Origin of the sequence: Nocardia vulneris, assembly GCF_001613425.1 — a bacterium.
In the GTDB taxonomy this organism is placed as follows: domain Bacteria; phylum Actinomycetota; class Actinomycetes; order Mycobacteriales; family Mycobacteriaceae; genus Nocardia; species Nocardia vulneris.
Window position 1 is genome coordinate 13,455 of sequence record NZ_BDCI01000041.1, and the last position, 23,665, is coordinate 37,119.

A 23,665-nucleotide genomic window follows, 5' to 3' on the forward strand; every position below is an offset into this window, starting at 1 on the left:
GTTGACAGAATGCGCGAGATGTGCGGCGGCACGAATAGATCGGATGATGTGTCCTCTATCGGCACCGGGGAAACACCCCTGGTCACTGCGTGGCTAGCGGCCGTGATCGCCAGGGGCGCAGCATTATTGCGCATTCGTGTGCGGTAGTCACCTCTTGTCTGCAAACGCAATCATGTGAGTGGATCGGGCGAGACTTGGTTGCATTGCTGCTAATGTCGGGTCGTCGGGTTCTGGTAACCGTTCGGACACAATCCGTTCGGTCGGCGATCGACCGTGGAATCGCCTGCCCCGCGGGCACTGTGAGGCAAGAGCAGAACGGCCTCCGCAGTGCGCGCAGGGTCTCCGGTCCTCCGACGTGGACCAGATCCGACCAGGGATGTGCATGGTCGGCGTCGCGAGGAAGGCGAGACGAAGCACGATGACGGAGAGTCGATTCCTCGGCGCCATTCGACGACGAAAGAACTGATGAATCAAGATATCGCCGTGGTGCTTGCCTGGATCCTCGCCGCCGCTCTGCTGGTTGCGATAGCGGTGGCGCTGTACGCATTCCAGTATGCGAAACAACAGCGAGCCAGAGCCGAAGCACTCGCCAGAGAGCAGCGAGCCATCGATGAGACCGTCGAGCGGTTCGCCACGAACACGATGCCCGCGGTCACCGAGTCGATCAGACGTTTCGACACCCAGCCGCCCACCGTCGAGGTACCGCCCGGTCTGGAGAACTCCCGGCTGGCCCAGGTGCTGCGCTGGATCGCCGAGCGGTACGCCGACGATCTGAGCCTGCTGCGGTCCGAGACCAGGGAGCAGGCCAATCACGAGGCGCAGCAGGCGATCGGCGCCGCCGAGGGCAAGGTCCGCGAGGAGGTGTCGGGCGCGTCGCGGCAGGCGACCAGCGCCGCCGTGCGCTCGTTCGGCACCTCGGTGGTCAGCCTCGGCGCCGACGTGAGCCAGGTGGTGAGCTCCGCGCTGCGCGAACACCGCAACGACGAGGTCTACGAGACACTCACCCGGATCGACCACACCGTCCAGCAGATGATCCGCCAGGCGCAGTCCTACGTGATCGTCTGCGGTGGCCTGCCGGGCCGGCGCTGGCCCGCCCAGTCGCTCACCGACGTGGTCGGCGGCGCCATCGGCCGCGTCCGCGACTACCTGCGGGTGCGCCCCAATCAGCTCGACCGGGTGGTGATCAGCCGGGCGGTGGAGCCGCTCGTGCACACCCTGGCCACCCTGCTCGACAACGCGCTGCGCTATTCTCCGCCAACGTCTTTCGTGGACGTGAGTTTCCAGGAAGGGCACCACGGCGTCACCGTGATCATCGACGACGCCGGTGTCCGGATGAACGCCGAACAGATGGAGGAGGCCCGGCAGGTGCTCGCGCACGAGCGCTCGGTCGACATCCATCAGCTCGGCCCCTCGCCCAAGGTCGGTTTCCCCGGCATCGCCGCACTGGCCCGTCGCTACGGCTTCACCGTCTACATCGACGGCCCCAACGTCTACGGCGGCATGCGGGCGATGGTCTATATCCCCGAGGCGCTGCTGATGACCCAGCAGCCCGGTCAGGACGTGGTGCCCGCGCACGAGCAGCCCGCCGCCGAGGTCGCCCCGCCGCCCGCGCCCGCCCCGGTGCCCGCCGCGCGCGAGCCGCAGCGTGAAGAGCCCAGCGAGAGTGAGCAATTCGCCGTGCACGAGATCACCAGCGGCGGTCTACCGAAGCGCCGCCGCCGTACCGTCGCCTTAGCTCCGGTCGGGCCGCGTACCGAGCCGGGACTGGCCCGCCCCGATGTCGCCGCCGCCTGGCACACCGGCTCCCAGAGCGGCCGTGCCGCCGCCACCGATCACTCCGAGCACACCGAAGGGATGACATCCTGATGGGCACCCCCGTGACCGACAGCAGCAACAAGCTCGGCTGGCTACTCGACGATCTCAACGTTCCCGGCGTCAGATTCTCGGTCTTACTGTCCGAGGACGGTCTGCGGATCGCGCATTCGCCGGGTATCGAGCGCGACGAGGCCGAGCGATTCTCCGCCGCGGCGTCGGGGCTGCGGTCCCTCGGTAAGGCGCTCGGCGAGTTCTGCGGCGACGCGAACAACGGTGTGCGACAGAACATGACCGAATACGACCAGGGCATGATCCTGATCACCGCGGCGGGCGAGGGCGCGCTGCTCGGCGTCGCGACCACCACCGAGATCGACATCGCCCTCATCGCGCACCGGATGAACGAGCTGGCCGGCCGGGTCGGGCATGAACTGGGCAGCCAGCCCCGCAGGCGTGTCGATGGTGGCGAATTGCCATGACACCACGGTCCCGGCGTGATCCCGACCTGGTTCGGGCATACGTGCGCACCGGGGGACGTACCCGTCCCACTCGTGAGCTGGACCTGGTCACTTTGGTCCGCGCGGCCAAGGACCCGGCGCCGGGTGCCACACCCGACACACGCCGGGTCATGAATCTCTGCAGCCGCCGGGGTGCGCTGTCGATCGCCGAGATCGCCGCGTACCTCGACCTGCCGCCGTCCGTCGTGAAGATCGTCGCGGCCGACCTCATGGACAGCGGCCACCTTGTCTCACCTACCCCGGCGGAAAACCTGCCGGAGATCGCTCTGCTGGAGGAGGTACTCAATGGGCTCCGTGCTCTCGCCGTCTGATCGCCCAGTCGACTATGTGCCGGAGACCGTTACCCGTTCCGTAAAGCTTTTGGTGGCAGGCAATTTCGGGGTCGGTAAGACCACCTTCGTGAGCAGCGTCTCGGAGATCAAGCCGCTGCGCACGGAGGAGACGATCACCGAGGCCAGCGTCGGCGTCGACGACATGGCGGGCCTGCCCGGTAAATCGCAGACGACCGTCGCGATGGATTTCGGGCGCATCACCCTCAGCCCGAAACTCGCGCTCTACCTGTTCGGCACGCCGGGCCAGCAGCGGTTCGTCCCGCTGTGGGAAGAGCTGGCCCGCGGCGCGCTCGGCGCGCTGGTGCTCGTCGACACGCGGCGCATCGAGAAATCCGACGAGGTGCTCTCGGTGCTCGAGGAGCGTGGCGTGCCGTATTCGGTGGCGGTCAACCAGTTCGAAGGTGCCAGGAACTATCCGCTCAGCGAGGTTCGCGACGCGCTGGACCTGGCTCCCGACACCCCGCTCACCTCCTTGGACGCACGTGACAGAGGCACGTGCCTGCGCTCCCTGATCACGCTCGTCGAATTCCTGTTCCAGCGTCTGGAGTCACGTCTTTGACCACGCCCCCGTCCTGCCCCGTCCAGCACGGATCCCCGATCGATACCGAAGGTCCTCGGGTCTCACTGTATTCCGAGGAGTTCGCCGCCGACCCGCATCTGGCCTACCGCGAGATGCGGCGCCAATACGGGTCGCTGGTGCCGGTCAATCTCGCGCCGGATGTCCCGGCCACGCTGGTGATCGGCTACCACACCGCTTTACGAATCCTCAACGACCCGGACCACTTTCCGGCCGATCCGCGCACCTGGCAGAAGAACGTGCCGGGCGAGTGCCCGATCCTGCCGATGCTGGAGTGGCGGCCGAACGCGCTGCGCAGCGCGGGCCTGGAGCATCTGCGCTACCGCCAGGCCAATGTGGCGGCGGTGGCCGAGGTCGATCTGCACACTTTGCACGCCACCGTCGAGCGGATCGCCATCCCGCTGATCAATGCCTTCTGCCAGGACGGTGCGGCGGATCTGATCAGCCAGTACGCCTTTCCACTCACCTTCGCGGTGCTGAACGCCACCCTCGGCTGCCCGCCGGAGATCGGCCAGCAGGTCGCGACCGGTATGGCCGCGATCTTCGAGGGCGTCAACGCCGACAAGGGCAACGCGATGCTCACCGACGCGCTGTTCGACCTGGTCACGCTGAAACGTAAAGAGCCGGGCGACGATATCACCTCGCGGCTGCTCGCCCATCCGGCCAAGCTGGACGACGTGGAGATGATCCATCAGCTGGTCACGCTGTACGGCGCGGGCATCGAGCCGCAGCAGAACCTGATCGTGAACACGTTGCTGCTGATGCTCACCGACGATCGCTTCGCGGGAAATGTTCTCGGCGGCAGCCTTTCGACGCGCGACGCGCTGGACGAGGTGCTGTTCACCGACCCGCCGATGGCGAACTATTGCGTGTCGTACCCCAAACAGCCCATCCTGATAGATGGTGTGTGGCTGCCCGCCCATCAGCCCGTGGTGATCAGCATGTCCGGCTGCAACAACGATCCCACCATCAGCGTGGGGGAGTACGTGGACAACCGGTCCCATCTGGCGTGGAGCGTCGGGCCGCACGCATGCCCCGCCAGGTCGATGGCCTATCTGATCGTGCAAGACGCCATCGATCAACTTCTCGATGCCCTGCCCGAGCTCGACCTGGCCGTGCCTGCCCACGAATTGTCTTGGCGGCCAGGGCCTTTCCATCGCGCGCTGGTCTCCCTCCCCGTAGTGTTTCCTAAGTCACCACCGTTGAACGTGTTTTAAGGAGACCGCGATGGACACTGCGCCCCTAGTCCTGGATCCGACGGGAACCGATATTCAAGGCGAATCAGCACGCCTGCGCGAGCGTGGACCGGCGACCCTGGTCGAGCTGCCCGGCGGCGTACAAGCGTGGTCGGTGACCGATGCCGACCTGCTGAAGCGATTGCTCGTCGATCCGAAAGTGTCCAAAGACGCCCGGCAGCACTGGCCGGCCTTCGCCAAAGGTGAAGTGCCGCAGGACTGGCCGTTATTCCTCTGGGTCGCGGTGAACAACATGTTCACCGCGTACGGCGCCGATCATCGGCGGCTGCGCAAGCTGGTCGCCCCCGCGTTCACCCATCGCCGCACCGAGGCGATGCGGCCGCGGATCAACCGGATCACCGAGCGGCTGATCGGCGAGCTCGCGGCGGTGCCCGCGGGCGAAGTGGTCGATCTGCGTGAGGGTTTCGCGTACCCGGTGCCGATCGAGGTCATCTCCGAGCTGATGGGCGTGCCGGAGTCGTTGAATCCCGGCCTGCGCAAGTGCGTCGACGGGATCTTCGACACCTCGCTCGGTCCGGAGGAGTCGCAGGCCAACTACATGGAGATGTACCGCATTCTCGCCGAGCTGGTGGCCTTCCGGCGCGGCGAGCCGGGCGACGACATGACCAGCCTGCTCATCTCGCACCGCGACGAGGACGACGGTTCGCAGCTCACCGAGCAGGAGCTGATCGACACGCTGCTGCTGGTCATCAGTGCGGGCCACGAGACCACCGTCAACCTGCTCGATCAGGCGATCTACGCCTTGCTCACCCGGCCGGAGCAGCGGGCCGCGGTGGTCGAGGGCAAGGTCGCCTGGGCCGAGCTGATCGAGGAGGCGCTGCGGTTCGAGGCGCCGGTGGCGCATCTGCCGTTGCGGTTCGCGGTCGAGGACATCGACATGGAGGGTGTGAAGATCGCCAAGGGCGATCCGATCCTCGCCTCCTACGCGGCGGCCAACCGGGATCCGAAGGTGCACGGCGAGACGGCCGACGAGTTCGACGTGACCCGGCCCAGCAAGGATCACCTGGCGTTCGGGCACGGGGTGCACCACTGCCTCGGCGCGCCGCTGGCCCGGCTGGAGGCGGCGGTCGCGCTCCCCGCCCTCTTCGCGCGTTTCCCGAACATGCGACTAGCCGCGGACCCGGCGGAGCTGGGCACCGTGGTGAGTTTCATCTCGAACGGGCACGGCAGGCTGCCCGTGCTGCTGCAACCTGAATAGTCTTCTCGCGCAAGTCTTTACCACCGGAGGGGTGTCGCACCTGGCGGCGCCCCTCCGGTCTTGTGTTGCGGCGGCGTTTCGCCCGGACGACGGCGGGTAGGTGATCGACATCGGAGGAGAAGGAGGTCTTGTCATGACAGCGGACAGCGAAAAGCCGGTCGGCACCCTGCGCAGCGTGGTGCTGGACTGTCCGGAACCGCGCAAGCTCGCGCAGTTCTACATCGGCCTGCTCGGCGTACGGCTGATCGACGACGAGGACGACACCTGGATCGTCACCGCGGACGACGCGGGGCGGCGGCTGGTGTTCCAGTTGTCTCCGGAGTACCAGCCGCCGCATTTCCCGGATCCTGAAGCGTCCCAGCAGGTCCACTTCGACGTGCTGGTCGACGATATCGCGGAAGCGGAGCCGCGTGCGCTCGCGCTCGGCGCGAAACTGGTGCAGCCCAACGACAATGATCAGTTCCGCGTCTACGCCGATCCGGTGGGGCATATCTTCTGCCTGATCTGGTTGTCCTGATTTCCCGGGATCGCCCGCGAGACCGGCGGTCTCGCGGGCCACACCACGGCGCACTCGCCGGGTCAGATCCCGATCACATCTAGCATGAACCGAACCCAGTGACTGACCGCGCCGATGATCATCGGATTCTCCTTTCACCGCACCGGAACTGCCTCGTAAGCACATGATTGCCCGGTGCGCCCGGCCGAAACGGCAGATCACCGGGATAGCGGGCGGACACCCGGTTGTCCGGATACCGCCAGCTTGCGCACCTCGCGCGGAACAATCAGCAACCGCTTCGCGGATTCTCAGGATCGCGGCGCATGCTGGACGAGCGTGAATCATCTGGAATTGCCGTTTCTCGTGCTGTTCGGCACGATCCTCGCCCAGCCGCTCGGGCGGCGGCTGGGGGTGGCACCGGCCGTCCTGATGACGGTGTTCGGTTGTGTCCTCGCGCTGCTGCCGACGGTGCCCGATGTCCGGGTGGCGCCGGATCTCATTCTGCCGCTTCTGCTTCCGCCGCTGCTGTACGCCGCGGCCCGGCGCACGTCGTGGCGCACCTTCGCGCAGAACTGGAGCGCGATCGCGCTGCAGGCCGTCGGCTTGGTCGTCGTCACCGCGGCGGTGGTGGCGGTGACCGTGCACCTGTGGCATCCCGCCGTGCCGCTGGCCGCGGCGTTCGTACTCGGTGCGCTGGTCGCGCCACCGGACCCGGTGGCGGTCGGCGCATTGGCGGGCCGGCTCGGACTGCCGCGCCGGCTGGTGTCCGTGCTGGAGGGCGAGGGGTTGTTCAACGACGTCACCGCGATCGTGCTGTACGGCATCGCGGTGCAGGCGGTGGTCACCGGGGAGTTCTCCGCATGGTCGGCGGCGCTGGACTTCGTGGTGTCGGCGGTGGTGGGTGTCGCGGTCGGGCTGGTCTTCGGCTGGGGCGGCAGCAGGCTGATGCCGCGGCTGGCCGAAGCCCCGTGGCAGGTCGCGCTCGGCCTGGGGTTGCCCTTCGCGGCGTATCGGCTCGCCGATGCCTGGGACGGGTCGGCGGTGCTCGCGGTGCTGGTATGCGCGCTGTATCTGACCGACGCCGCCTCCGACTTCGGCGACAGCGATTACCGGCTGGTCGGCGACTCGTTCTGGGCGATCATCGACATGCTGGTCAGCGGGATCGCGTTCGGCCTGATCGGGCTGGAACTGGCCACCGTGCTGCGGGCGGCCGGACCGGACTGGCCGCGCTATCTCGGCGTCTCGGCCGCGGTGATCGGCGTGGTCGTCGGGTTGCGGCTGCTCTGGTTGCTCGCGACCTGGGCCGTGTTCGGCCGGTGGTGGCGCCGCCGGGAGGCCGACGAGCCCTACACCTGGCGGGAGACCGTCGTCACCTGGTGGGCGGGACAGCGGGGCGTCGCCACCGTGGCGCTGGCGTTGGCGGTGCCGTTGACCACCGCTACGGGCGCGCCGTTCCCGTGGCGCAGCGGCATCCTCTTCACCGCCTTCGCCCTCGTGTTGTTCACGCTGCTGATCCAAGGCCCGACGCTGTCACTTGTGGTGCGCGCCACCGGAGTCCGGGTCGACATCGACGCCGAGCGGGATATGGAGCGCAAGCTGTGGGCGCGCATCCTGCGCGCCGAACTCACGCGCCTGCAACAGGTCGCGCTGACCGAGCGGTTGCCGGACGACGTCTACGACCGATTACACGTCGGCATCGAAAGACGGCTCGCCAGAGCCGATCCCGCTGCCGCGGACGACGCGCGGCAGACGACCGAGCAGAGCCCCGAGCTGAACCGCGCACTGCACCGGATCGATCAGGAGATACTGGCGGCCGGGCGCGAAGAAGCGATGGCCGCGCGCCGCGAACCCGGGGTGCCGCCGGATCTGGTCGACCGGGTGATGCGGCGACTCGATCTGCGATCGCCGTAATCGCTCGCGCATTCTTCTGGCAACTGGCCGCGCGTAGCTCCCCGAGCCGTGCGCGATCAGCTGCTACCGTCCGAAATCGTGACTACGGACCCTGTGGAAACTAGTCGATCCCCGCGCAACCTCGGCTTGCGACTGTGGCTGCTGCCGGTGGCGGTGCTCGCCGTTTTCATGGCGCTGCTCGGCACGATGTATCTCGACTACGTCGTCGATCCGGAGGAGAACCTGCACGATTTCCCCATCGCGCTGGTCAATCAGGATGTCGGCGACACGATCGGCGCGCCGGGAGAGCAGCGCCGGGTCGACTTCGGGGCTCAGGCGGTCGACGGGCTGCGGCAGGCGGTGCCGGGGGACAAGATCGATCTGCAGGTGCTCGGCGTCAACGAGGCCTCGCAGCGGATGCAGAACAACAAGGTGTACGGCACCATCCTCATTCCGAGCGATTTCAGCAAACGGTTGGGCATCTTCGGCGTGGGCAGTGTGATCCCCGGCGATATCCAGCGTCCGCTCATCACGTTGCAGACCAACCCGCGCAGCGGCGCGTTCGTCACCTCGATCGTCACCCAGATCGGTGACCAGGCGCTGAACCAGGTGAACAAGCAGGTCGGCGCGCAGCTCACCGAACAGGTACAGGCTCAGCTGGCGCCGCCGCCCGGCGGACCGCCCGCGCCTGAGCTGAGCGGCGCGACCAGGGTGGCGCTCGCCGAACCGTTGCAGATCGTCGTCGAGCCGTTCCATCCGTTGCCCGAGGGCACCGGCCAGGGCCTCACCGCGTTCTTCTACGCGCTGCTGCTCCTGCTGGCGGGCCTGGTCGGTTCGATGACCATTCACACGATGATCGACGCGCAATTGGGCTTCGTGCCGACCGAATACGGGCCCTGGTACGTGCATTTCCCGCCGACGCCCATCTCGCGCTTTCACACCCTGCTGATCAAATGGGGCGTCATGGTGGTGACGGCGAACGTCGTCGCCGGGGTCTTCCTGCTCGTCGCGAAGGCACTGGGCATGCCGATCGATCACCCGCTCGGGCTGTTCCTCTTCAGCGCGTTCGCGATCATCGCCGTCGGGGTCACCGGCTTGTCCGTGCTCGCGGCCGTCGGGTCGGCGGGGCTGCTGATCAATCTGATCCTGTTCATCATCCTCGGGCTGCCGTCCTCCGGCGGCACGGTGCCGATCGAGGCGACGCCGAAGTATTTCGGCTGGCTGGCCTCGTTCGAGCCGATGCACCAGGTGTTCCTCGGCGTGCGCGCCATCCTCTACTTCGATGCCAGTGGTCCGGCCGGACTCACGCGCGGCGTGTGGATGGCCGTGCTCGGGGTGGTGATCGGTGTGGTGCTGGGCGCGGTGGTGACGCGGTACTACGACTACAAAGGGTTGCGCCGCACGGGGATCGGGCGTCCGGCAGCGGAGTAGTCGCTGCGCGCCGGCCAGCTCATGGCGTACTCGACCGAGGTGATCGCCGGGGAGATCGGCAAACTCGTGCTCGGCGTGCCCGAGGAGTAGCCGGTGACACGCTGAACCGGGCCGGGCCCATCCTGCGGTCCGCTACTGGCCGGGGCACAAACGGCGCGGGGTGTTGTCGGTCGCGAGCCGGGCGGCTACGCAGCCGCCGGGGAGTCCGTCGTGCGGGGTTGTGCCGAAGTTGGCGGTGACGGTGAGGACGCCGTCGCCGAAGGTGCTGCGCTGCACCAGGTGATCGGCGGTGAGCCACTGGAAGCCGGTCATCGGGGCGGTGCCCGCGGCCTCGTGCAGGGGCGCGAAGAACTGTTGCAGGCGGGCGATTTCGGCGCCGTGGCGGTCCAGCTCGGCGCGGTCGAGTGCGAAGTTCAGTGGGGTGTTGTTCAGGATCGCGGTGAGTGCGCGCATGGTCTGCTGTTGCGGGAGTTTGTAATACGCGAGTTCCCAGCGGTCCAGGTTGACGATGGAGTCGTGCAACACGGTCTCGTAGAGCGGCACCCGATAGGCCGGATCGAACATGGCCTCGGCCGCGGCGGCGGGCAGTTCGGCGGGCTGGAAGAAGAACTTCGGTGCGCTCTCCGGCGCCCACCCGCCCCAGGACTGCTTGTCGCGCTGGGCTTTCCAGAGCAGGTCGGAGACCGGGGTCTGCGAGCCGTGGCTGAACGCGGGCAGGGTGCTCGCCCACGCGCCGACCGATTCCGAACCCAGTACCTGTCCGCGCTGCTCGACGAGGGCGCGCATGCGGGTGAGCCGGTTGTCGCGGTCCTGCTTCTTGTTCATCGAGTGGCCGGGGGTGTAATCGTCGAAGAACTGGCCCGCGGCGTCGACGTCGAGGAAGTAGGTGTTCGCGCCGTTCGCCGTCATGGTCGTGTAGCGGTCGTCGAGCACCTGGGGCTGCTGCGCCAGCGCCTGGGTGCTGAGGTAGCAGCCGCGGTCGCCGAAGCCGGTCTCCGGGTTGCCTTCCGCGTCGTGCACGCAGCCCGACGGCCACAGGCCGGGCCAGCTCGAGCCGGGGTTATCGGCGGTCGCGGGGTCCTGGGCGTTGTCGTACGAGTCATACGGTCCCGCAAGATAACCGGCCGCTTTCGCGGCATCGATCGCGGCGCGGGTCATCGGGTCGGCGCCGGCGTCGTAGCCCAGCCACATGCGGGTGAGGCCGAGTTCGCGCATCGTGCGGATCGCCGCCGGCGTGCGGCCGTCGCCCCACAAGTAGGCGTGAAAGGCGCCGAGCAGCTTGCCGACCGCCGGCTGCCGCGCGATCTTGTCGGCGAGAGAACGGAATTGGCCGTGCTGGATGAGCCAGGCGCGGTAATCCGCTGCCGCGGCTACCGGTGAGGCGTCCGTCAGCGCGAAGGTGACCGTGTATTCGCGCGTGTCCGCCCTGGCGTCGAAATCGTGTTCGGCTGTGGTGCGCAGCTTTTCGTCCACCGAGCGCACCGTCAGGGTGGTGCCGATATCGGTGGGCGCGAGGTAACTCACCCCGTGTGTGCCCGCCTGGTAGCCCCAGAACGGCATGGTCAGGCTCTCGGTGAGATCGAGCGGCCGGTCGATCAGGGCGGCGTCGGGGGAGTTCCAGAACGGGTCGCCGACCGGCAGGGACAGGCCCTCGCCGCGGGGGAGCTGCAAGGCCGTCGTCGCGGGATCGGTGCCGGTCACGGGCCAGGCCAGGCGCTGGTCGCGGTCGCTGCGCAGCGTGACGCGCAGGCGGCCGTCGGCGGCATCGGCGGTGACGGTCAAACCTTTGCCGGGATAGCTCCACGTTGCTCGGTCCGGTGTGGTCTCGATGGGTCCGGCTGCGCCGAGGTCGGCGGCCGCGGGGGCGGAGAGGGTGCGGTTCGGCTCGTCGCCGAGGTCGGCGGTGATCGCCAGCGAAGCGGTGTCGATATCGGCCCGGCCGCCGCCGATCGGCACCAGCACGTGGGTGCCCCGGACTTCCGGGCGCGGGCCCGCGGTGGCGCGGTCGCAGGCGGCGCCGGTCAGTACCGAGATCAACAACACGGTGGCGGCCGCGGCGATCCGGTGGTGGGTGCGCTCGATGCTCCGACGTCTCATGGGCCGCACCTTTCCGGCGCCGGATGAGAGTTCGATGAGACCGCGCCGGGTCCCCGGCCTGGGCCGACGCGATCCGTATCATCCGGAAGATGCGCGTGCTGGTGGTCGACGACGAGGACTCGGTCCGTGAGGCCCTGGTGCGCGCGATGGACAGCGAAGGCTACGAGACCCGGGCCGTCGCGGACGGCGCGGCCGCGCTCGCCGAGATCCAGCGCTGGCAGCCGGAGGTCGTGCTGCTGGACGTGCTGATGCCGTTCATGGACGGGCTCACCGCGTGCCGGCGGTTGCGGGCACAGGGCGACCGCACGCCGATCCTGATGCTCACCGCACGGGACGCGGTGGCCGACCGGGTCGACGGGCTCGACGCCGGTGCCGACGACTATCTGGTGAAGCCGTTCGACCTCGATGAGCTGCTGGCGCGGGTGCGCGCGCTGGTGCGGCGCACCTATCCGGAGGACGGCGCGGTGCTGTCGTGCGCGGACCTCGTCATGGACACCACTGCGCACACGGTCCGGCGCGGCACCCGCCCGGTGGAGCTCAGCCGCACCGAATTCGCGCTGCTCGAAGTGCTGCTGCGCAACAGCGGCCAGGCGCTGCCCCGCGAGACGCTCATCGAACGGGTCTGGGGCACCGAACTCGGGCCGACCTCGAATTCGCTCGAGGTCTACATCCGCTATCTGCGCCGCAAACTCGAACCCGGCGACGAGCCGCGCCTGATCCACACCGTGCGCGGGATCGGTTATCGATTGGCGGCGGCATGAGGCTGCCCGGGTCGTTGCGCGCACGGGTCGCGCTGTTCTGCGTCGTCGCCATCGCGGTGGCGCTCGCCGGAATGGGCGTGGCCGCCTACGTGGTCGTCGCGCACGAACTCGACAGCTCACTCGACCTCGGATTGCGCAGGGAGGCAACGCGGATCGGCCGCACGGTCGGCGCGGACGCCGATGTCGCGACGGCGTCGGGGCCGTGCCGGTACCTGACCGCGCCGAGCTGTGTGCAGGTGGTGGCCGCGGACGGGCGGATCGAGTCCGAGCACGACCCCGCGCAGTCGTTGCCCGTCGACCGCGCGACCGAAGAAGTCGCCGCGGGCACCAGGGCCGCGTTCTTCAGCGATACCCGGCTCGGCGATCATCCGTTGCGGATGTACACCGCCCCACTGCGTTCCGGCTCCGCGGTCCAGATCGCGCAGCGGGCCGATCCGGTGGACACCAGTCTGCGCCGCGTCGGGTACGCCCTGCTCGCCGCGGCGGGGATCGGCACCCTGCTCGCCGTCGCCGCGGGACTGGTCGTGGCGCGCCGCGCGGTCGAGCCGGTCACCGCGTTGACCGCGGCGGCCGAACACATCGCGACCACTCGAAATCCCCGGCAGCACATCACGGTCCGCGGACCGGTCGAACTGCGCAGCCTGGCAACAAGTTTCAACGCGATGCTCGATGAACTCGATCAAGCGCTGACCGCCGAACGCGCGGCCCGTGCCGCGCAACATCGGTTGATCGCCGACGCCTCCCACGAGCTGCGCACGCCGCTGACGGCATTGCGCACGAATATCGAACTGCTGGGCCGGGCGTCGCGGATGTCCGCCGACCGACTCGACGAGACCGCGTCCGCGTTGCGTGCCCAGTCCGCGGAACTTTCCGGCCTGGTGACGGATCTGATCGAGCTGGCGCGGGCGGATGACCCGGCCGCGGTCCCGGAACCCTTCGAGGATCTGCGCTTGGACACCCTGGTGACGGAATGCCTGCGCGCCGCCGAGCGGCACTGGCCCGCCGTGACATTCACCAGCGACCTGCACCCGACCGTCGTGCACGGCGTGCCGGGCCGGCTCGCTCGCGCGATCACCAATCTGCTCGACAACGCGGCGAAATTCAGTGCGCCGCAAGGCATCATCCGGGTCACGGTGCACGACGGCGAACTGACGGTCCGCGACCATGGTCCCGGCATCTCGATCGACGATCTGCCGCATGTCTTCGACCGCTTCTACCGCTGCACCAACGGTCGCGGTAAGCCCGGCCACGGACTCGGCCTTGCGATCGTCAAACAGGTGGCGGACCTGCACGGAGCCACGGTGACCGCGCAGTCCGCGCACGACGGTGGGGCGATCTTCCGGTTCCGCTTGCCGCCCGCGGACTGACCAGGCTTCTACCGGCTCGCCACCGTCCTCGCGCACTGCGAGAATCGGCCCATGCCGGTTGATCAAAGTCTGTTGCTCGCCTTCGTGGCCACCACCTTCGTCGCGATGATCACACCGGGGCCGGACATGCTGTTCGTGCTGGGGTGCGGAATGCGCGGCGGGCCCCGGGCCGGGCTGTACGCGACCGCCGGAGTGGCGACGAGCGAGGCCATCCACATCGCGGTCGCCGCGGCCGGGCTGGCGGCGCTGTTCGCGGCGGTGCCCGCGGCCTTCACCGTGGTGCGGATTCTCGGTGCCGCCTACCTGATCTACCTTGGGGTGCAGGCGATCCGGAACCGGGGCAGCCTGCCTACCGATGAGCGCGAAGTCGGTGTCTCGGCGCGCAAGGCCTATCTGTCGGGGCTGCTGACCAACCTGCTGAATCCCAAGATGGTGACGTTCACCATCGCGTTCCTCCCGCTGTTCATCGATCCGTCGCTCGGGCGGATCTGGCTGCAGTTCGCGATTCTCGGCGCGATCATGATCGTGCTGGAGTTCCTGGTGGACGGTGCGGTGGGGGTGCTGGCGGGCCGGATCGGCGGCTGGCTGCGGCGCCGGCACGCCGCGCGGCGGCGTATCGAGGTGGCCACCGGCGGCATCTTCATCGGACTCGGCGTGCGGCTCGCGGTGCAGCGGTAGGGCTCATACCCACGGGGGACACGGGATTCGCACCGCGGTGTGAGGCGCGTCGCCGACGGCGTGCTTACCGTCGAGAGCATGACGCAGAGGCGGGTAGACGGACGGGCGAGCGCGATCGTGATCGGCGGTGGGATCGCCGGGTTGCTCGCGGCGCGCGTGCTCGCCGCACAGTACGCCGAGGTGCTGGTACTCGACCGTGATGTCGAGCCGGGGCCGGGAATTCGCCGCCGCGGTGTGCCGCAGACCTTTCATCTGCACCAGATGTTGCCGCGCGGCGAACAGGTCCTGGAACGCCTGCTGCCGGGCTTTCTCGACGACGTGCTACGGCTCGGCGCGTTTCCGTTGGCCGAGGCGACGCTGACCTGGACGAACCGGTACGGGACGATGACGATGCCCAGTCCGGAGCAGGGCGCTTTCTACAGCAGAGGGCTTGTCGAACAGGCGATTCGCGACCGCGTGCGCGCGATCGGGAACGTGCGCTTCGGCTACGAGCAGCGAGTCGTCGATCTCGTTGCGGCCGGGGACGGTACGCGGATCACCGGCGTGCGCTGCCGAGGCGGCGACGGGCCAGGGGCGACGACAACGCTGTCGGCGGATCTCGTCGTCGACGCGAGCGGGCGATCGTCGAAGCTCCCGCAATGGCTTTCGCAGCTCGGATATCAAGCGCCGCCGGACGAGACGGTCACCTCCGGCATCGGGTACAGCACGCGCTACTACCGGGTGCCGCGGGATCGGGCCACCGTACCGGCCCTGGTGGTCATCGAAAACGATTACCGGGCAGGCAATCCCGCCGGCGGGGTGTTGAAACGGATCGAGGACGACATCTGGAGCGCGTGCCTGTCCGGGATCGGCGGGCAGTATCCGCCCGTCGATGCCGCGGGATTCGACGCGGGACTGACCGAATTGATCAGTCCGGCCATGGCCGAAGCGCTCTGCGGCGCAGAGCCGTTGACCGCACCGCGCGGGTTCCGGATTCCGGTCTGTGTTCGGCGGCACTATGCGCAGATGACGCGGTGGCCCACCGGTCTGCTGGTGCTCGGCGACGCGATGTCCACCGTCGACCCGATCTACGGGCAGGGGATGACCGTCGCGGCGATCCAAGCCGAGGCGGTCGCGGAATATCTGGCCGAGGAGCACGGGCCGGGCGGCGAACTCGACCTGCTCCGGCGGTTGCAACAGGCGTCCTATCCGGCGTGGTGGCTCAGCGCGCTCGAAGACCTGCGCTGGCCCGGGGTCGTGCACAGTGGGCCCGCATTCGCGCGGATCCCGCTGCTGCACAAGTACTTCGACCTGGCGCTGGAGCGGATGACCCAGCAGTTCGCAGGTGACGGCACGGCGTTCGACCCGACCTTCCTGACCTTCTTCGCCATGACCGGATTGATCGCCACACCGGCCGATGTGGTCAACGAGACCATGCTGAAAGCGCTGCTGAACGGCGCGGACACCGACGCGCAGCGGGCGTTGCGCGCCGAACTCGCCGCGTACGGCGACGACATCGGCACGGTACTGGCCGAAGCCGTCGCCTTCGGCGCGCAGCACTGACCGGTCCTGCGGGCTTGTCGCGTGACCCGCCGGTGCGTGGAGTCGGGGGCAGGCCAGGGTGGCGCTCGCCTGGGAGGGGAGCGAGCGCCACCGGTCACAGGGCGCGTAGGGCGCGGTGGCCGATTCGGGGATCGGCCAACGGGCGCAACGCTATTCGCATCAGGGCGCGTGCGTTGTCGTCGCCGGCGATGCGGTTCGCCTTCAGTGCGCCGCAGGGGAGACACTGGTGGACGAGCAGCCATTCGCCGTCGTCGCGGGTGCACATGCTGACCGCGACCATCCGCCCGCGGCAGGTCGCCGCCCGATCGCCGGGCACCCGTCCGTCCACGTGGCGACTGGACAGGCAGTGCGGGCAGTGGTTGCGGTGCGCGGTGCCGGGGGCCGTGACGGACACGTCCATCCGGCAGCCGACGCAGCGGAACGACTCGCCGGATTCGCCTGCGCGGCCGTGCAATACGTGCTTGGCCCGCTGTGGCCGGCGGGCCGCCGGTTTGCGTCGTGGCATGGCGCACCCCTACAGATCGCCGAAGACTTCGAGCGGGAAGGGTGGCTCGGCGAGCGGCCGGACGGCCATCCGCATCAGGATGAGCTGGTTGTCGTCGCCGCACACTGGGTGCAGCGCCAGTTCCTGGCAGCGGGTGCAGCGGTGGACCACGGCCCATTCGCCGGTGCGCAGCACGGCGATCGACAGCGGAGCCATCCGGGCCCGGCAGTCGGAGGTGCCACCCTCGATCTGATCGTGGGTGTGCCGGGAACTCAGGCAGCTCGGGCAGTGATTACGCCAGCTGTGGTCCGGCGCGAGCGTCGCCACGACGAGGCCGCAGCGGACGCAGGTGAAGGTGTCGGTCCGCAGCGCTGCGCTGGGGCCGGAATTGGGCGAAGTGTTGTCTGACACTCGGATTACTCCTCGGCTGTTGGGTGATGCAGTGACAGCAGGAGCAGGCCGAGCGCGCCTCGAAAGTGCTAGCGGCGTTCAGCGGTACGTGCGCGACGGCAACCGATGCGGCTACCACCGACGCATTGAGGCGCGCGCGGCGCAATCCGGGGCATAGACACCCTCTCCGCCGGCGAACCGGCCCTGATCGAAGTTCACGACGCTGTACTCAGCGCCGAGAAACCGTAACAACGCCCACCCCCGATCCGCCATCGGTTTTGTCGATGAGCGAACCGGTGCGGTAGTTGGCGGCTACCAGGGCGAGGCAGGTCAGGGCGGTGAGGGTGGCGGCGGCGAACATGGTGGGGTAGGTGAGGGGGGTGGCTTCGTGGAGGAAGGCGAGCAGGGCGGGGACGCCGAAGCCGAGGTAGCTGACGGAGTAGAAGACGGCGGTGAGGCCGGCGAGGTCGTCGGGGCGGGCGATGCGTTCGATCTCCTGGAGGCCGGCGACGAGGCCGATACCGTAGCCCGCGCCCAGGACGACGGCCACCGCGAGCGTGGCCCAGAAGGTGAGCGCGCCGGAAGCCCAAGTGGCCGTGGCCATTCCGCCGGTGACGAAGAGCAGGGAGACGACCGCGGCCCGCGCGGTACCGGGCTTGTCGATCCGGCGCGCGCCGGATTGGATAGCGAAACCACAGCTCAGGGTGATGACGCAGATGAGCGCGGAGAAGGCGATCGGTGCACCGCGCAGATGCGGGGCCATCAGGGCGGGCATGATCGCGTAAGCCGTGCCGGCGGAGGTGAACAACCACAGGGCGACCGGCAGGATGACATAGCGGAAGCGCCGGTGTCCGGCCGCGGGCACCTTCAGGTCGTCGCGCAACCGTCCGGGGTTCGCCTGCGGCACCACGGTTTCCGGCACCCGGGCCACCCACACGGCGGCGATCAGGCACAGCGCCACGTTGATCAGGTAGGCCAGCTCGTTCGGCCACGGCGCCCACTGGGCGAGCGCACCGGCCAGGCCCGCGCCGACCGCGAAGCCGCCGGTCAAGCTCATCGCCGAGCGCCGCGCCCCGGTGCCGCCGGGCTGCGCGGGACCGAACGGCGGCTGGGCGAGTTCCTTGAGCCAGCTGCCGCCGACGGCCATCGCGAGACCCAGTGCGACGCCGCACAATACGCGCCCGGCGGCGAGCAACGGCACCGACGCGGAGCCGAACGCCAGCAGCAGCGCGCCTGCGGCACTGATCAGCGGGGCGGGCCGCAGCAGCGCGCGACGGCCGTACCGGTCCGAGAGCGGTCCGCCGATCAGCAGGGCGGGCACGATGCCGAGCACGTAGTAGAACAGCAGCAGATCCACCGTGGTGGCGGGCAGCCCGTGGTTCTTGTACATCACCAGCAGCGGCGTGAATTCGTTTCCGCCCCAGGCGATCGCGAACATCGTCGCGGCGACGCCCCACCACTGCCGCGAGGTGACGCGGGTGGGCGTGGGTGGGGCGGTGGTGGTCGAAGCAGCCATCACAGTCCCTTCAGCTCCAATTGGTGCACGCCGGACAGATGTTCGGCGAGCGCGCCCGCGAAACGCTCCACCGCACCGGTTTCGATCAGTTCGGCGAGGTGGGCGTGCTGCTCGATGATCCGATCGATGTCGATCGGCCCGCGGCGCAGCGCGACGCTGTTCATCCGGCGCTGCCGTTCGCGCAGCGAGTCGTAGAAGCTCGCGAGCAGCGGGTTGCCCGCCGCGATCACATAGGAGCGATGAAAGTCGGTGTCCACCAACGCGAATTGGTCGAGGTCACCGGCGGTGGCCAGTTCGCGCTGGCGATCGAGCGAGTGGCGGAACTGGGTCGTCAGCGCGGTGCGGTCGGTGGACGCGAGGGCGCGCACGGCGGCGGCCTCCACCACGTAGCGGGCGTAGGCGACGTGTTCGGCCTCGTCGGGCGGGATCGGCACGACCAGTGCGCCGCGCTTCGGATAGAGCTTCATCCACCCTTCGGTCTCCAACCGCAGGAAGGCCTCCCGGACGGGCGTGCGTGACGTGCCGAGGTCGGCGGCGATCTCACCCTCGCTGATCAGCTCGCCACCGGCCAGCGTGCCGGTGAGGATGCGCTCCTTGACCTCGCGATAGGCCTGCTCGGCCGATGAATACGTCTTAGACACAAGTTGTATCCTAGGGGTGGCTGACGGATAACCGACTGTGAGGTTTGTTACTGCGCGCCGTGCCGGTTCGACGCACACTGCTCGAACTCTGTTCCAGCAGGACCGGCGCACACCGCGCGAACCGGTCGGCCGCGCCGACCGGTGGCGGCCCGGGCCGCGTCGCCTCTCGTCAGCAAGGACGGTACGAACCTTGTCCCTGGGTCTCTCGCTTCGTGCCGCCGCACGCCGGTCCGTCGGCTGTCCGGTCGCCGTGCTCGCGCTGGTGCTGATGTCGATCTCGCTCACGCCCGCCCCGGCCCGCGCGCAACCGCAAGCGGTGCTCGACCACATCGAGCCGAAATCGGATCGCTGGGCGGAGGTGTTCGTGCGCTCGCCCGCGATGGGCCGGGTGATGCAGCTCGACGTGCTGCATCCGGTGGCGGGCACCGCACCGCATCCGACGCTGTATCTGCTCGACGGCGACGGCGCCACCGACCAGGAGGCGCAGAGCACCTGGACCCGCAAGTCCGACATCGTGCAGTTCTTCGCCGACAAAGCGGTCAACGTGGTGATGTCCGTCGGCGGGCCGGGGTCCTTCTACACCGATTGGTTGCGCGACGATCCGAAGCTCGGCCACAACCGGTGGGAAACGTTCCTGACGCAGGAACTGCCACCGCTGCTGGACCGGCTGCTGGACGGCAACGGCCGCAACGCGATCGCGGGAGAATCGATGGGCGCGCAGGCCGCGGCGACGCTGGCGTTCCGGCATCCGGCGCTGTATCGGGCGATGGCCGCCTACAGCGGCTGCTTGATCTCCGACAAACTCGATCAGGCGACCGTGCGGTCGGCGGTGACGATCAAGGGCGGCGACCCGGACAACATGTGGGGGACCCGCACCGACCCGGAGTGGGCCGCCCACGATCCGAGCAAGCACATCGAGGAACTTCGCGGCAAGCAGATCTATCTCTCGACGGCCAGCGGTGTGCCGGGCCGCGCCGACTTCACCTACGACCCGACCGCCGACTATCCCGAGGACACGTTCAACTCGATCGTGCTGGAGTCGCTCGCGCACGACTGCACCACCGAGTTCGATGCGGACCTGCGCGCGCACGGGGTCCCGGCGACCGTCCGCTACACGGACTTCGGCACGCACTCCTGGCCGTACTGGCAGGCCGCGCTGCACGACTCGTGGCCGATCTTGGCCCAGGGTCTCGACGGCTGAGCAAGCAACTGTGCCGAAGATCATGCGGATGAGTGCCCCGGGGGCAGGTCTCGTCTGACGATTAATCGGGCCGTATTGCTAATTCTAGAATTATCTTCATAGATCTAGACCTGATCTTGCATGATCTTCATAATTTCACCTGTAACGGTCCACATCATGCGGATCGACTATCGACCGACATCGACATTCAGGAGCGCAGGTGAAGATCGGGGTACCCCGCGAGGTCAAGAACCACGAATATCGGGTGGCGATCACCCCGGCCGGTGTGCACGAACTCGTCTCCCGCGGGCACGAGGTGTACATCGAGACCGGCGCCGGTCGTGGGTCCGCGTTCGAGGACGAGGCCTACACGGTCGCGGGCGCGCGCATCCTGCCCACCGCCGACGAGGTCTGGGGCACAGCGGAATTGGTGCTCAAGGTCAAGGAGCCGGTCGCCGAGGAGTACGGGCGCATGCGCGAGGGGCAGGTGCTGTTCACCTACCTGCACCTGGCCGCCTCCAAGGAGTGCACCGATGCCCTGCTGAGCTCGGGCATCACCTCGATCGCCTACGAGACCGTCACCGCCAAGGACGGTTCGCTGCCGTTGCTCGCGCCGATGAGTGAGGTCGCGGGCCGGTTGGCCCCGCAGGCCGGCGCCTACCACCTGATGCGCAACGGCGGCGGCCGCGGCGTGCTGATGGGCGGCGTGCCCGGCACCCCGCCCGCCAACGTGGTGGTGATCGGCGCGGGCGTCTCCGGCGGCAACGCGATCAACATCGCGCACGGCATGCGCGCCGAGGTGACCGTGCTCGACCTGAACATCGCCCGGCTGCGGGAGATCGACGCGCAGTACAAGGGCCAGGTGCGCACGATCATGTCCAACCGCCTGGAGATCGAAAAGGCCGTGCGCCAGGCCGATCTGGTGATCGGCGCGGTGCTGGTGCCGGGCGCGAAGGCGCCGACGCTGGTGTCCAACGACCTTGTCGCGCAGATGAAGCCGGGTTCGGTGCTGGTCGACATCGCGATCGATCAGGGCGGTTGCTTCGCCGATTCGCGCCCGACCACGCACGCCGAGCCCACCTACCGGGTACACGAGTCGGTGTTCTACTGCGTCGCGAACATGCCCGGCGCGGTGCCCTACACCTCGACCGTGGCCCTCACCAACGCCACACTGCCGTACGTGGTTTCGCTGGCCGAGCGCGGCTGGCGGGACGCGGTCGCGGCGGACCGCGGCCTGGCCGACGGCCTGAGCACCCATGCGGGCGTGCTGCTTTCGGAGTCCGTGGCGGCCGCGCACGGTTACGTCGCGGAAAGCCTGGTGGCCTGAGTCAGGACCGCAGTGCGCAGGGCGGCCGGCCGGTGGGGCCGGCCGCCCTGGTCAGCCCTGGGTATTCGTGCGCGGGCGCATGTGCTCGAAGATCAGGATCGTCTCGGTCGAGGCGACCGCCGGATGCTCGCTGAGATTGTTGAGCACGAATCGGCGCAACTCGTCGGTGTGCGACGTGGCGACGTGGATCAGGTAGTCGTCGGCGCCCGCGATGAAGTACACGTTGAGCACCTCCTCGAATTCCGACATCTGCTCGCCGAACTCGGCGAGTTGCTGGCGTGCGCTGGCGCGCAACCGCACCGCGATCATGGCCTGCAGACTGCGGCCCAGTGCGGCGGGGTCGATATCGGCGTGAAATCCGCGAATCACCCCGCGCTCCACCAGGGCTCGGACCCGGCCGAGGCAGGTGGAGGGCGCGATGCCCGCGGCCGCGGCGAGCGCGTTGTTCGTCATACGCCCGTCGCGGGCGAGGTTGTCCAGCAGGATCCGGTCGATATCATCGATCGGGACACCGGCAGGCGGGTGCACCAGCTGAGCCGGTGCGCCCCCGCCGACGGGTGATTCACTCTTACGCATGCCCCGACGGTACCGAATTTTCTTCGCGAGTCTATCGGTTGTTTGAATTATCTTCGTAACTAGCCGGTCGCGTGGCGGCCTGCCGGGCGGCGTTCAGGCAGGTGGGCGCGGGTGCGGCCGAGCCTGCTCCAGTTGCGCGGCCACCGCCAGAATCGTCGTTTCGCCGTTGCTCGGCCCGACCAATTGCACCGCCAGCGGCAGCCCGTCCGCGCCGACACCGGCGGGCAGCGAGGCCGCCGGGTGGCCGGTCACATTCCAGAGCGCGGTGTAGGCGATCATCGGGATGGAGGCGAGCTGCGCGCCGATCGTGTTCGCGCCGTCGAGCACGCCGATGTGCGGCGGGCGACCCGCGAGCGTAGGGGTGAGCAGCAGGTCGCAGTCGGCGAAGACGTGATCGGCCTTGCGCGCCAAGGCTTCTCCCTGACGAATCGCCCAGTCGAGGACCGGGCCGCGCGCCCAGGCGCCCATCCGGACCGTCTGGCGGGTGCGGCGTTCCAGGAACTGCGGATGCTCCACCTCCGCGGCTTCGGCGCGGACGCCGCCGAAGAACTGCGGATAGAACGCGTGCGTGGATTCGTGGTAGCCGGGATCCACCTCGAAAACCGAATGTCCCAGCTCGGTAAGCAGTTTCGCGGTGTCCCGGACCGCGCGCACGTGCTCGGGGTCCGGTTTCGCCAGCGGCGTCACCGATTTCGTGCTGTAGCCGATGCGCAGCGGCGCGCCGGGCTGCCGGGCCGCCTGCTCGAACGAGCGGGCGGGCTCGGGTGCGGTGAACCGGGCGCCGGGCACGTTGCCGCGGATCACGTCGAAGACGATCGCGGCATCGAGCACGCCGCGGGCCAGCGGGCCGAGCACGCCGAGGGTCAGCCAGAGATGGTCGCTCGGGGCCACCGGCACCCGGCCACGCTGCGGTTTCAGCCCGAACAGGCCACAGCAGGCCGACGGGATCCGGATCGAGCCGCCGCCGTCACTGCCCATCGCGACCGGGACCAGGCCGGCCGCGACCGCGGCGGCCGAACCGCCGCTCGAACCGCCCGTGGTGCGGGTCCGGTCCCACGGATTACGGGTCACGCCGAAGGTGCTCGACTCGGTGAACGGCCACTGCCCGAATTCCGGCATCGTGGTCTTGCCGACGATGATCGCGCCGGCCGCGCGCAACCGGCGGATCACCTCCGCATCCGCCCGCGCCGGGGAGGTATTGGCCCGGGTGCCGAAGCTGGTCACGAAACCGGCGATGTCGATCTCGTCCTTGACCGCGATCGGGATGCCGTGCAGCGGGCCGACCGGACCGGCGGCCCGTTCCCGATCCCGCTCGACCGCTTCGGCGCGGGCCTGCTCATGGAAGACCCGGGTGAACGCGTTGAGATCCGCGGCGTCGTCGATGCCGTCGAGGGTGGCGCCGACGAGTTCCCGGCTGGACAGCGCCCCCTGTTCGAGCAGTTCGCGCTGCTCGACCAGACCCGCGGCGACGACGTCCTGGAGATCCATCTGCTTTCCGCTCCTCTCGGATCACACCGCGGCGTGACCAGTGCGATCCAGCCGTCGTGCCGAAGACACGACAGTAGATAGTCGAATGACCATTCCGCAATGAATACG

At 68.7% G+C, this 23,665-nt stretch carries 22 protein-coding genes; 15 read left to right on the plus strand and 7 right to left on the minus strand.

Annotation, left to right across the window (positions count from 1 at the left end; all coding sequences use genetic code 11):
* Positions 1-465 precede the first annotated feature (465 nt).
* The 9 genes from NVU01S_RS34780 to NVU01S_RS34820 all read left to right on the plus strand — a co-directional run bounded on the left by NVU01S_RS34780 (position 466) and on the right by NVU01S_RS34820 (position 9,510).
* Positions 466-1,866, plus strand: coding sequence for an ATP-binding protein (locus tag NVU01S_RS34780; protein ID WP_043665588.1), 1,401 nt, complete (start codon positions 466-468; stop codon positions 1,864-1,866).
* Positions 1,866-2,291, plus strand: a complete 426-nt coding sequence (locus tag NVU01S_RS34785) for a roadblock/LC7 domain-containing protein (RefSeq protein ID WP_043665586.1) — start codon at positions 1,866-1,868, stop codon at positions 2,289-2,291. Before NVU01S_RS34780 ends, NVU01S_RS34785 begins: the two co-directional genes overlap by 1 nt.
* Positions 2,288-2,641 (plus strand): DUF742 domain-containing protein, encoded by a 354-nt coding sequence (locus tag NVU01S_RS34790; protein WP_014984079.1) that lies wholly within the window; start codon positions 2,288-2,290, stop codon positions 2,639-2,641. The genes NVU01S_RS34785 and NVU01S_RS34790 overlap by 4 nt, the downstream gene beginning before the upstream one ends.
* Complete coding sequence (locus NVU01S_RS34795; RefSeq protein ID WP_014984080.1) at positions 2,616-3,221, plus strand: GTP-binding protein; 606 nt, start codon at positions 2,616-2,618, stop codon at positions 3,219-3,221. The genes NVU01S_RS34790 and NVU01S_RS34795 overlap by 26 nt, the downstream gene beginning before the upstream one ends.
* Entirely contained in the window at positions 3,218-4,456 is a 1,239-nt protein-coding gene (locus tag NVU01S_RS34800) for a cytochrome P450 (protein WP_043665582.1), read from the plus strand. The genes NVU01S_RS34795 and NVU01S_RS34800 overlap by 4 nt, the downstream gene beginning before the upstream one ends.
* A 10-nt stretch (positions 4,457-4,466) precedes the next feature.
* Complete coding sequence (locus tag NVU01S_RS34805) at positions 4,467-5,693, plus strand: cytochrome P450 family protein (RefSeq protein ID WP_043665579.1); 1,227 nt, start codon at positions 4,467-4,469, stop codon at positions 5,691-5,693.
* Between the two features lie 133 nt (positions 5,694-5,826).
* The gene (locus tag NVU01S_RS34810; RefSeq protein WP_043665576.1) at positions 5,827-6,210 is read left to right on the plus strand and encodes a VOC family protein; all 384 of its coding nucleotides are present in this window, start codon (positions 5,827-5,829) and stop codon (positions 6,208-6,210) included.
* 315 nt (positions 6,211-6,525) lie between these two features.
* Positions 6,526-8,100, plus strand: a complete 1,575-nt coding sequence (locus NVU01S_RS34815; protein WP_043665575.1) for a Na+/H+ antiporter — start codon at positions 6,526-6,528, stop codon at positions 8,098-8,100.
* A 78-nt stretch (positions 8,101-8,178) separates the two neighbouring features.
* Positions 8,179-9,510 carry a YhgE/Pip domain-containing protein gene (locus NVU01S_RS34820; RefSeq protein ID WP_373864236.1) on the plus strand — a complete coding sequence of 444 codons (1,332 nt, stop codon included), beginning with the start codon at positions 8,179-8,181 and terminating at the stop codon, positions 9,508-9,510.
* A gap of 132 nt (positions 9,511-9,642) precedes the next feature.
* Here the strand turns inward: NVU01S_RS34820 and NVU01S_RS34825 are convergent, their stop codons facing one another.
* Complete coding sequence (locus NVU01S_RS34825) at positions 9,643-11,607, minus strand: glycoside hydrolase (protein WP_043665568.1); 1,965 nt, start codon at positions 11,605-11,607, stop codon at positions 9,643-9,645.
* 89 nt (positions 11,608-11,696) lie between these two features.
* Here NVU01S_RS34825 and NVU01S_RS34830 point away from each other — a divergent pair, with 89 nt between their 5' ends.
* From NVU01S_RS34830 to NVU01S_RS34845, 4 genes are all read left to right on the plus strand, one after another.
* A complete protein-coding gene (locus NVU01S_RS34830) occupies positions 11,697-12,368 on the plus strand; it encodes a response regulator transcription factor (protein WP_043665565.1) in 672 nt (223 codons plus the stop codon).
* Complete coding sequence (locus NVU01S_RS34835) at positions 12,365-13,735, plus strand: HAMP domain-containing sensor histidine kinase (RefSeq protein WP_082031882.1); 1,371 nt, start codon at positions 12,365-12,367, stop codon at positions 13,733-13,735. The genes NVU01S_RS34830 and NVU01S_RS34835 overlap by 4 nt, the downstream gene beginning before the upstream one ends.
* A gap of 51 nt (positions 13,736-13,786) precedes the next feature.
* Positions 13,787-14,413, plus strand: a complete 627-nt coding sequence (locus NVU01S_RS34840; protein WP_042261992.1) for a LysE family translocator — start codon at positions 13,787-13,789, stop codon at positions 14,411-14,413.
* A 78-nt stretch (positions 14,414-14,491) separates the two neighbouring features.
* Positions 14,492-15,955, plus strand: coding sequence for an NAD(P)/FAD-dependent oxidoreductase (locus NVU01S_RS34845; protein ID WP_052280262.1), 1,464 nt, complete (start codon positions 14,492-14,494; stop codon positions 15,953-15,955).
* Between the two features lie 94 nt (positions 15,956-16,049).
* Here NVU01S_RS34845 and NVU01S_RS34850 read toward each other — a convergent pair whose 3' ends face one another.
* The 4 genes from NVU01S_RS34850 to NVU01S_RS34865 all read right to left on the minus strand — a co-directional run bounded on the left by NVU01S_RS34850 (position 16,050) and on the right by NVU01S_RS34865 (position 18,986).
* Positions 16,050-16,460 carry an RNHCP domain-containing protein gene (locus tag NVU01S_RS34850; RefSeq protein WP_043665560.1) on the minus strand — a complete coding sequence of 137 codons (411 nt, stop codon included), beginning with the start codon at positions 16,458-16,460 and terminating at the stop codon, positions 16,050-16,052.
* A gap of 9 nt (positions 16,461-16,469) precedes the next feature.
* Entirely contained in the window at positions 16,470-16,850 is a 381-nt protein-coding gene (locus tag NVU01S_RS34855) for an RNHCP domain-containing protein (protein WP_043665557.1), read from the minus strand.
* A gap of 208 nt (positions 16,851-17,058) precedes the next feature.
* Positions 17,059-18,345, minus strand: a complete 1,287-nt coding sequence (locus NVU01S_RS34860; protein WP_043665555.1) for an MFS transporter — start codon at positions 18,343-18,345, stop codon at positions 17,059-17,061.
* Positions 18,345-18,986, minus strand: coding sequence for a GntR family transcriptional regulator (locus tag NVU01S_RS34865; RefSeq protein ID WP_043665552.1), 642 nt, complete (start codon positions 18,984-18,986; stop codon positions 18,345-18,347). Before NVU01S_RS34865 ends, NVU01S_RS34860 begins: the two co-directional genes overlap by 1 nt.
* 190 nt (positions 18,987-19,176) lie before the next feature.
* On the opposite strand from NVU01S_RS34865, the gene NVU01S_RS34870 reads away from it, so the two are divergent.
* Together NVU01S_RS34870 and ald are read left to right on the plus strand one after the other, a co-directional pair.
* Positions 19,177-20,187, plus strand: coding sequence for an alpha/beta hydrolase (locus NVU01S_RS34870; protein WP_082031881.1), 1,011 nt, complete (start codon positions 19,177-19,179; stop codon positions 20,185-20,187).
* Between the two features lie 199 nt (positions 20,188-20,386).
* Positions 20,387-21,493 carry an alanine dehydrogenase gene (gene ald / locus NVU01S_RS34875; protein ID WP_014984108.1) on the plus strand — a complete coding sequence of 369 codons (1,107 nt, stop codon included), beginning with the start codon at positions 20,387-20,389 and terminating at the stop codon, positions 21,491-21,493.
* Between the two features lie 51 nt (positions 21,494-21,544).
* On the opposite strand, the gene NVU01S_RS34880 is transcribed toward ald, so the two are convergent.
* Together NVU01S_RS34880 and NVU01S_RS34885 are read right to left on the minus strand one after the other, a co-directional pair.
* Positions 21,545-22,069, minus strand: coding sequence for an Lrp/AsnC family transcriptional regulator (locus NVU01S_RS34880; protein WP_014984109.1), 525 nt, complete (start codon positions 22,067-22,069; stop codon positions 21,545-21,547).
* A gap of 93 nt (positions 22,070-22,162) precedes the next feature.
* Positions 22,163-23,557 carry an amidase gene (locus NVU01S_RS34885; RefSeq protein WP_043665547.1) on the minus strand — a complete coding sequence of 465 codons (1,395 nt, stop codon included), beginning with the start codon at positions 23,555-23,557 and terminating at the stop codon, positions 22,163-22,165.
* Between the last annotated feature and the right edge of the window lie 108 nt (positions 23,558-23,665).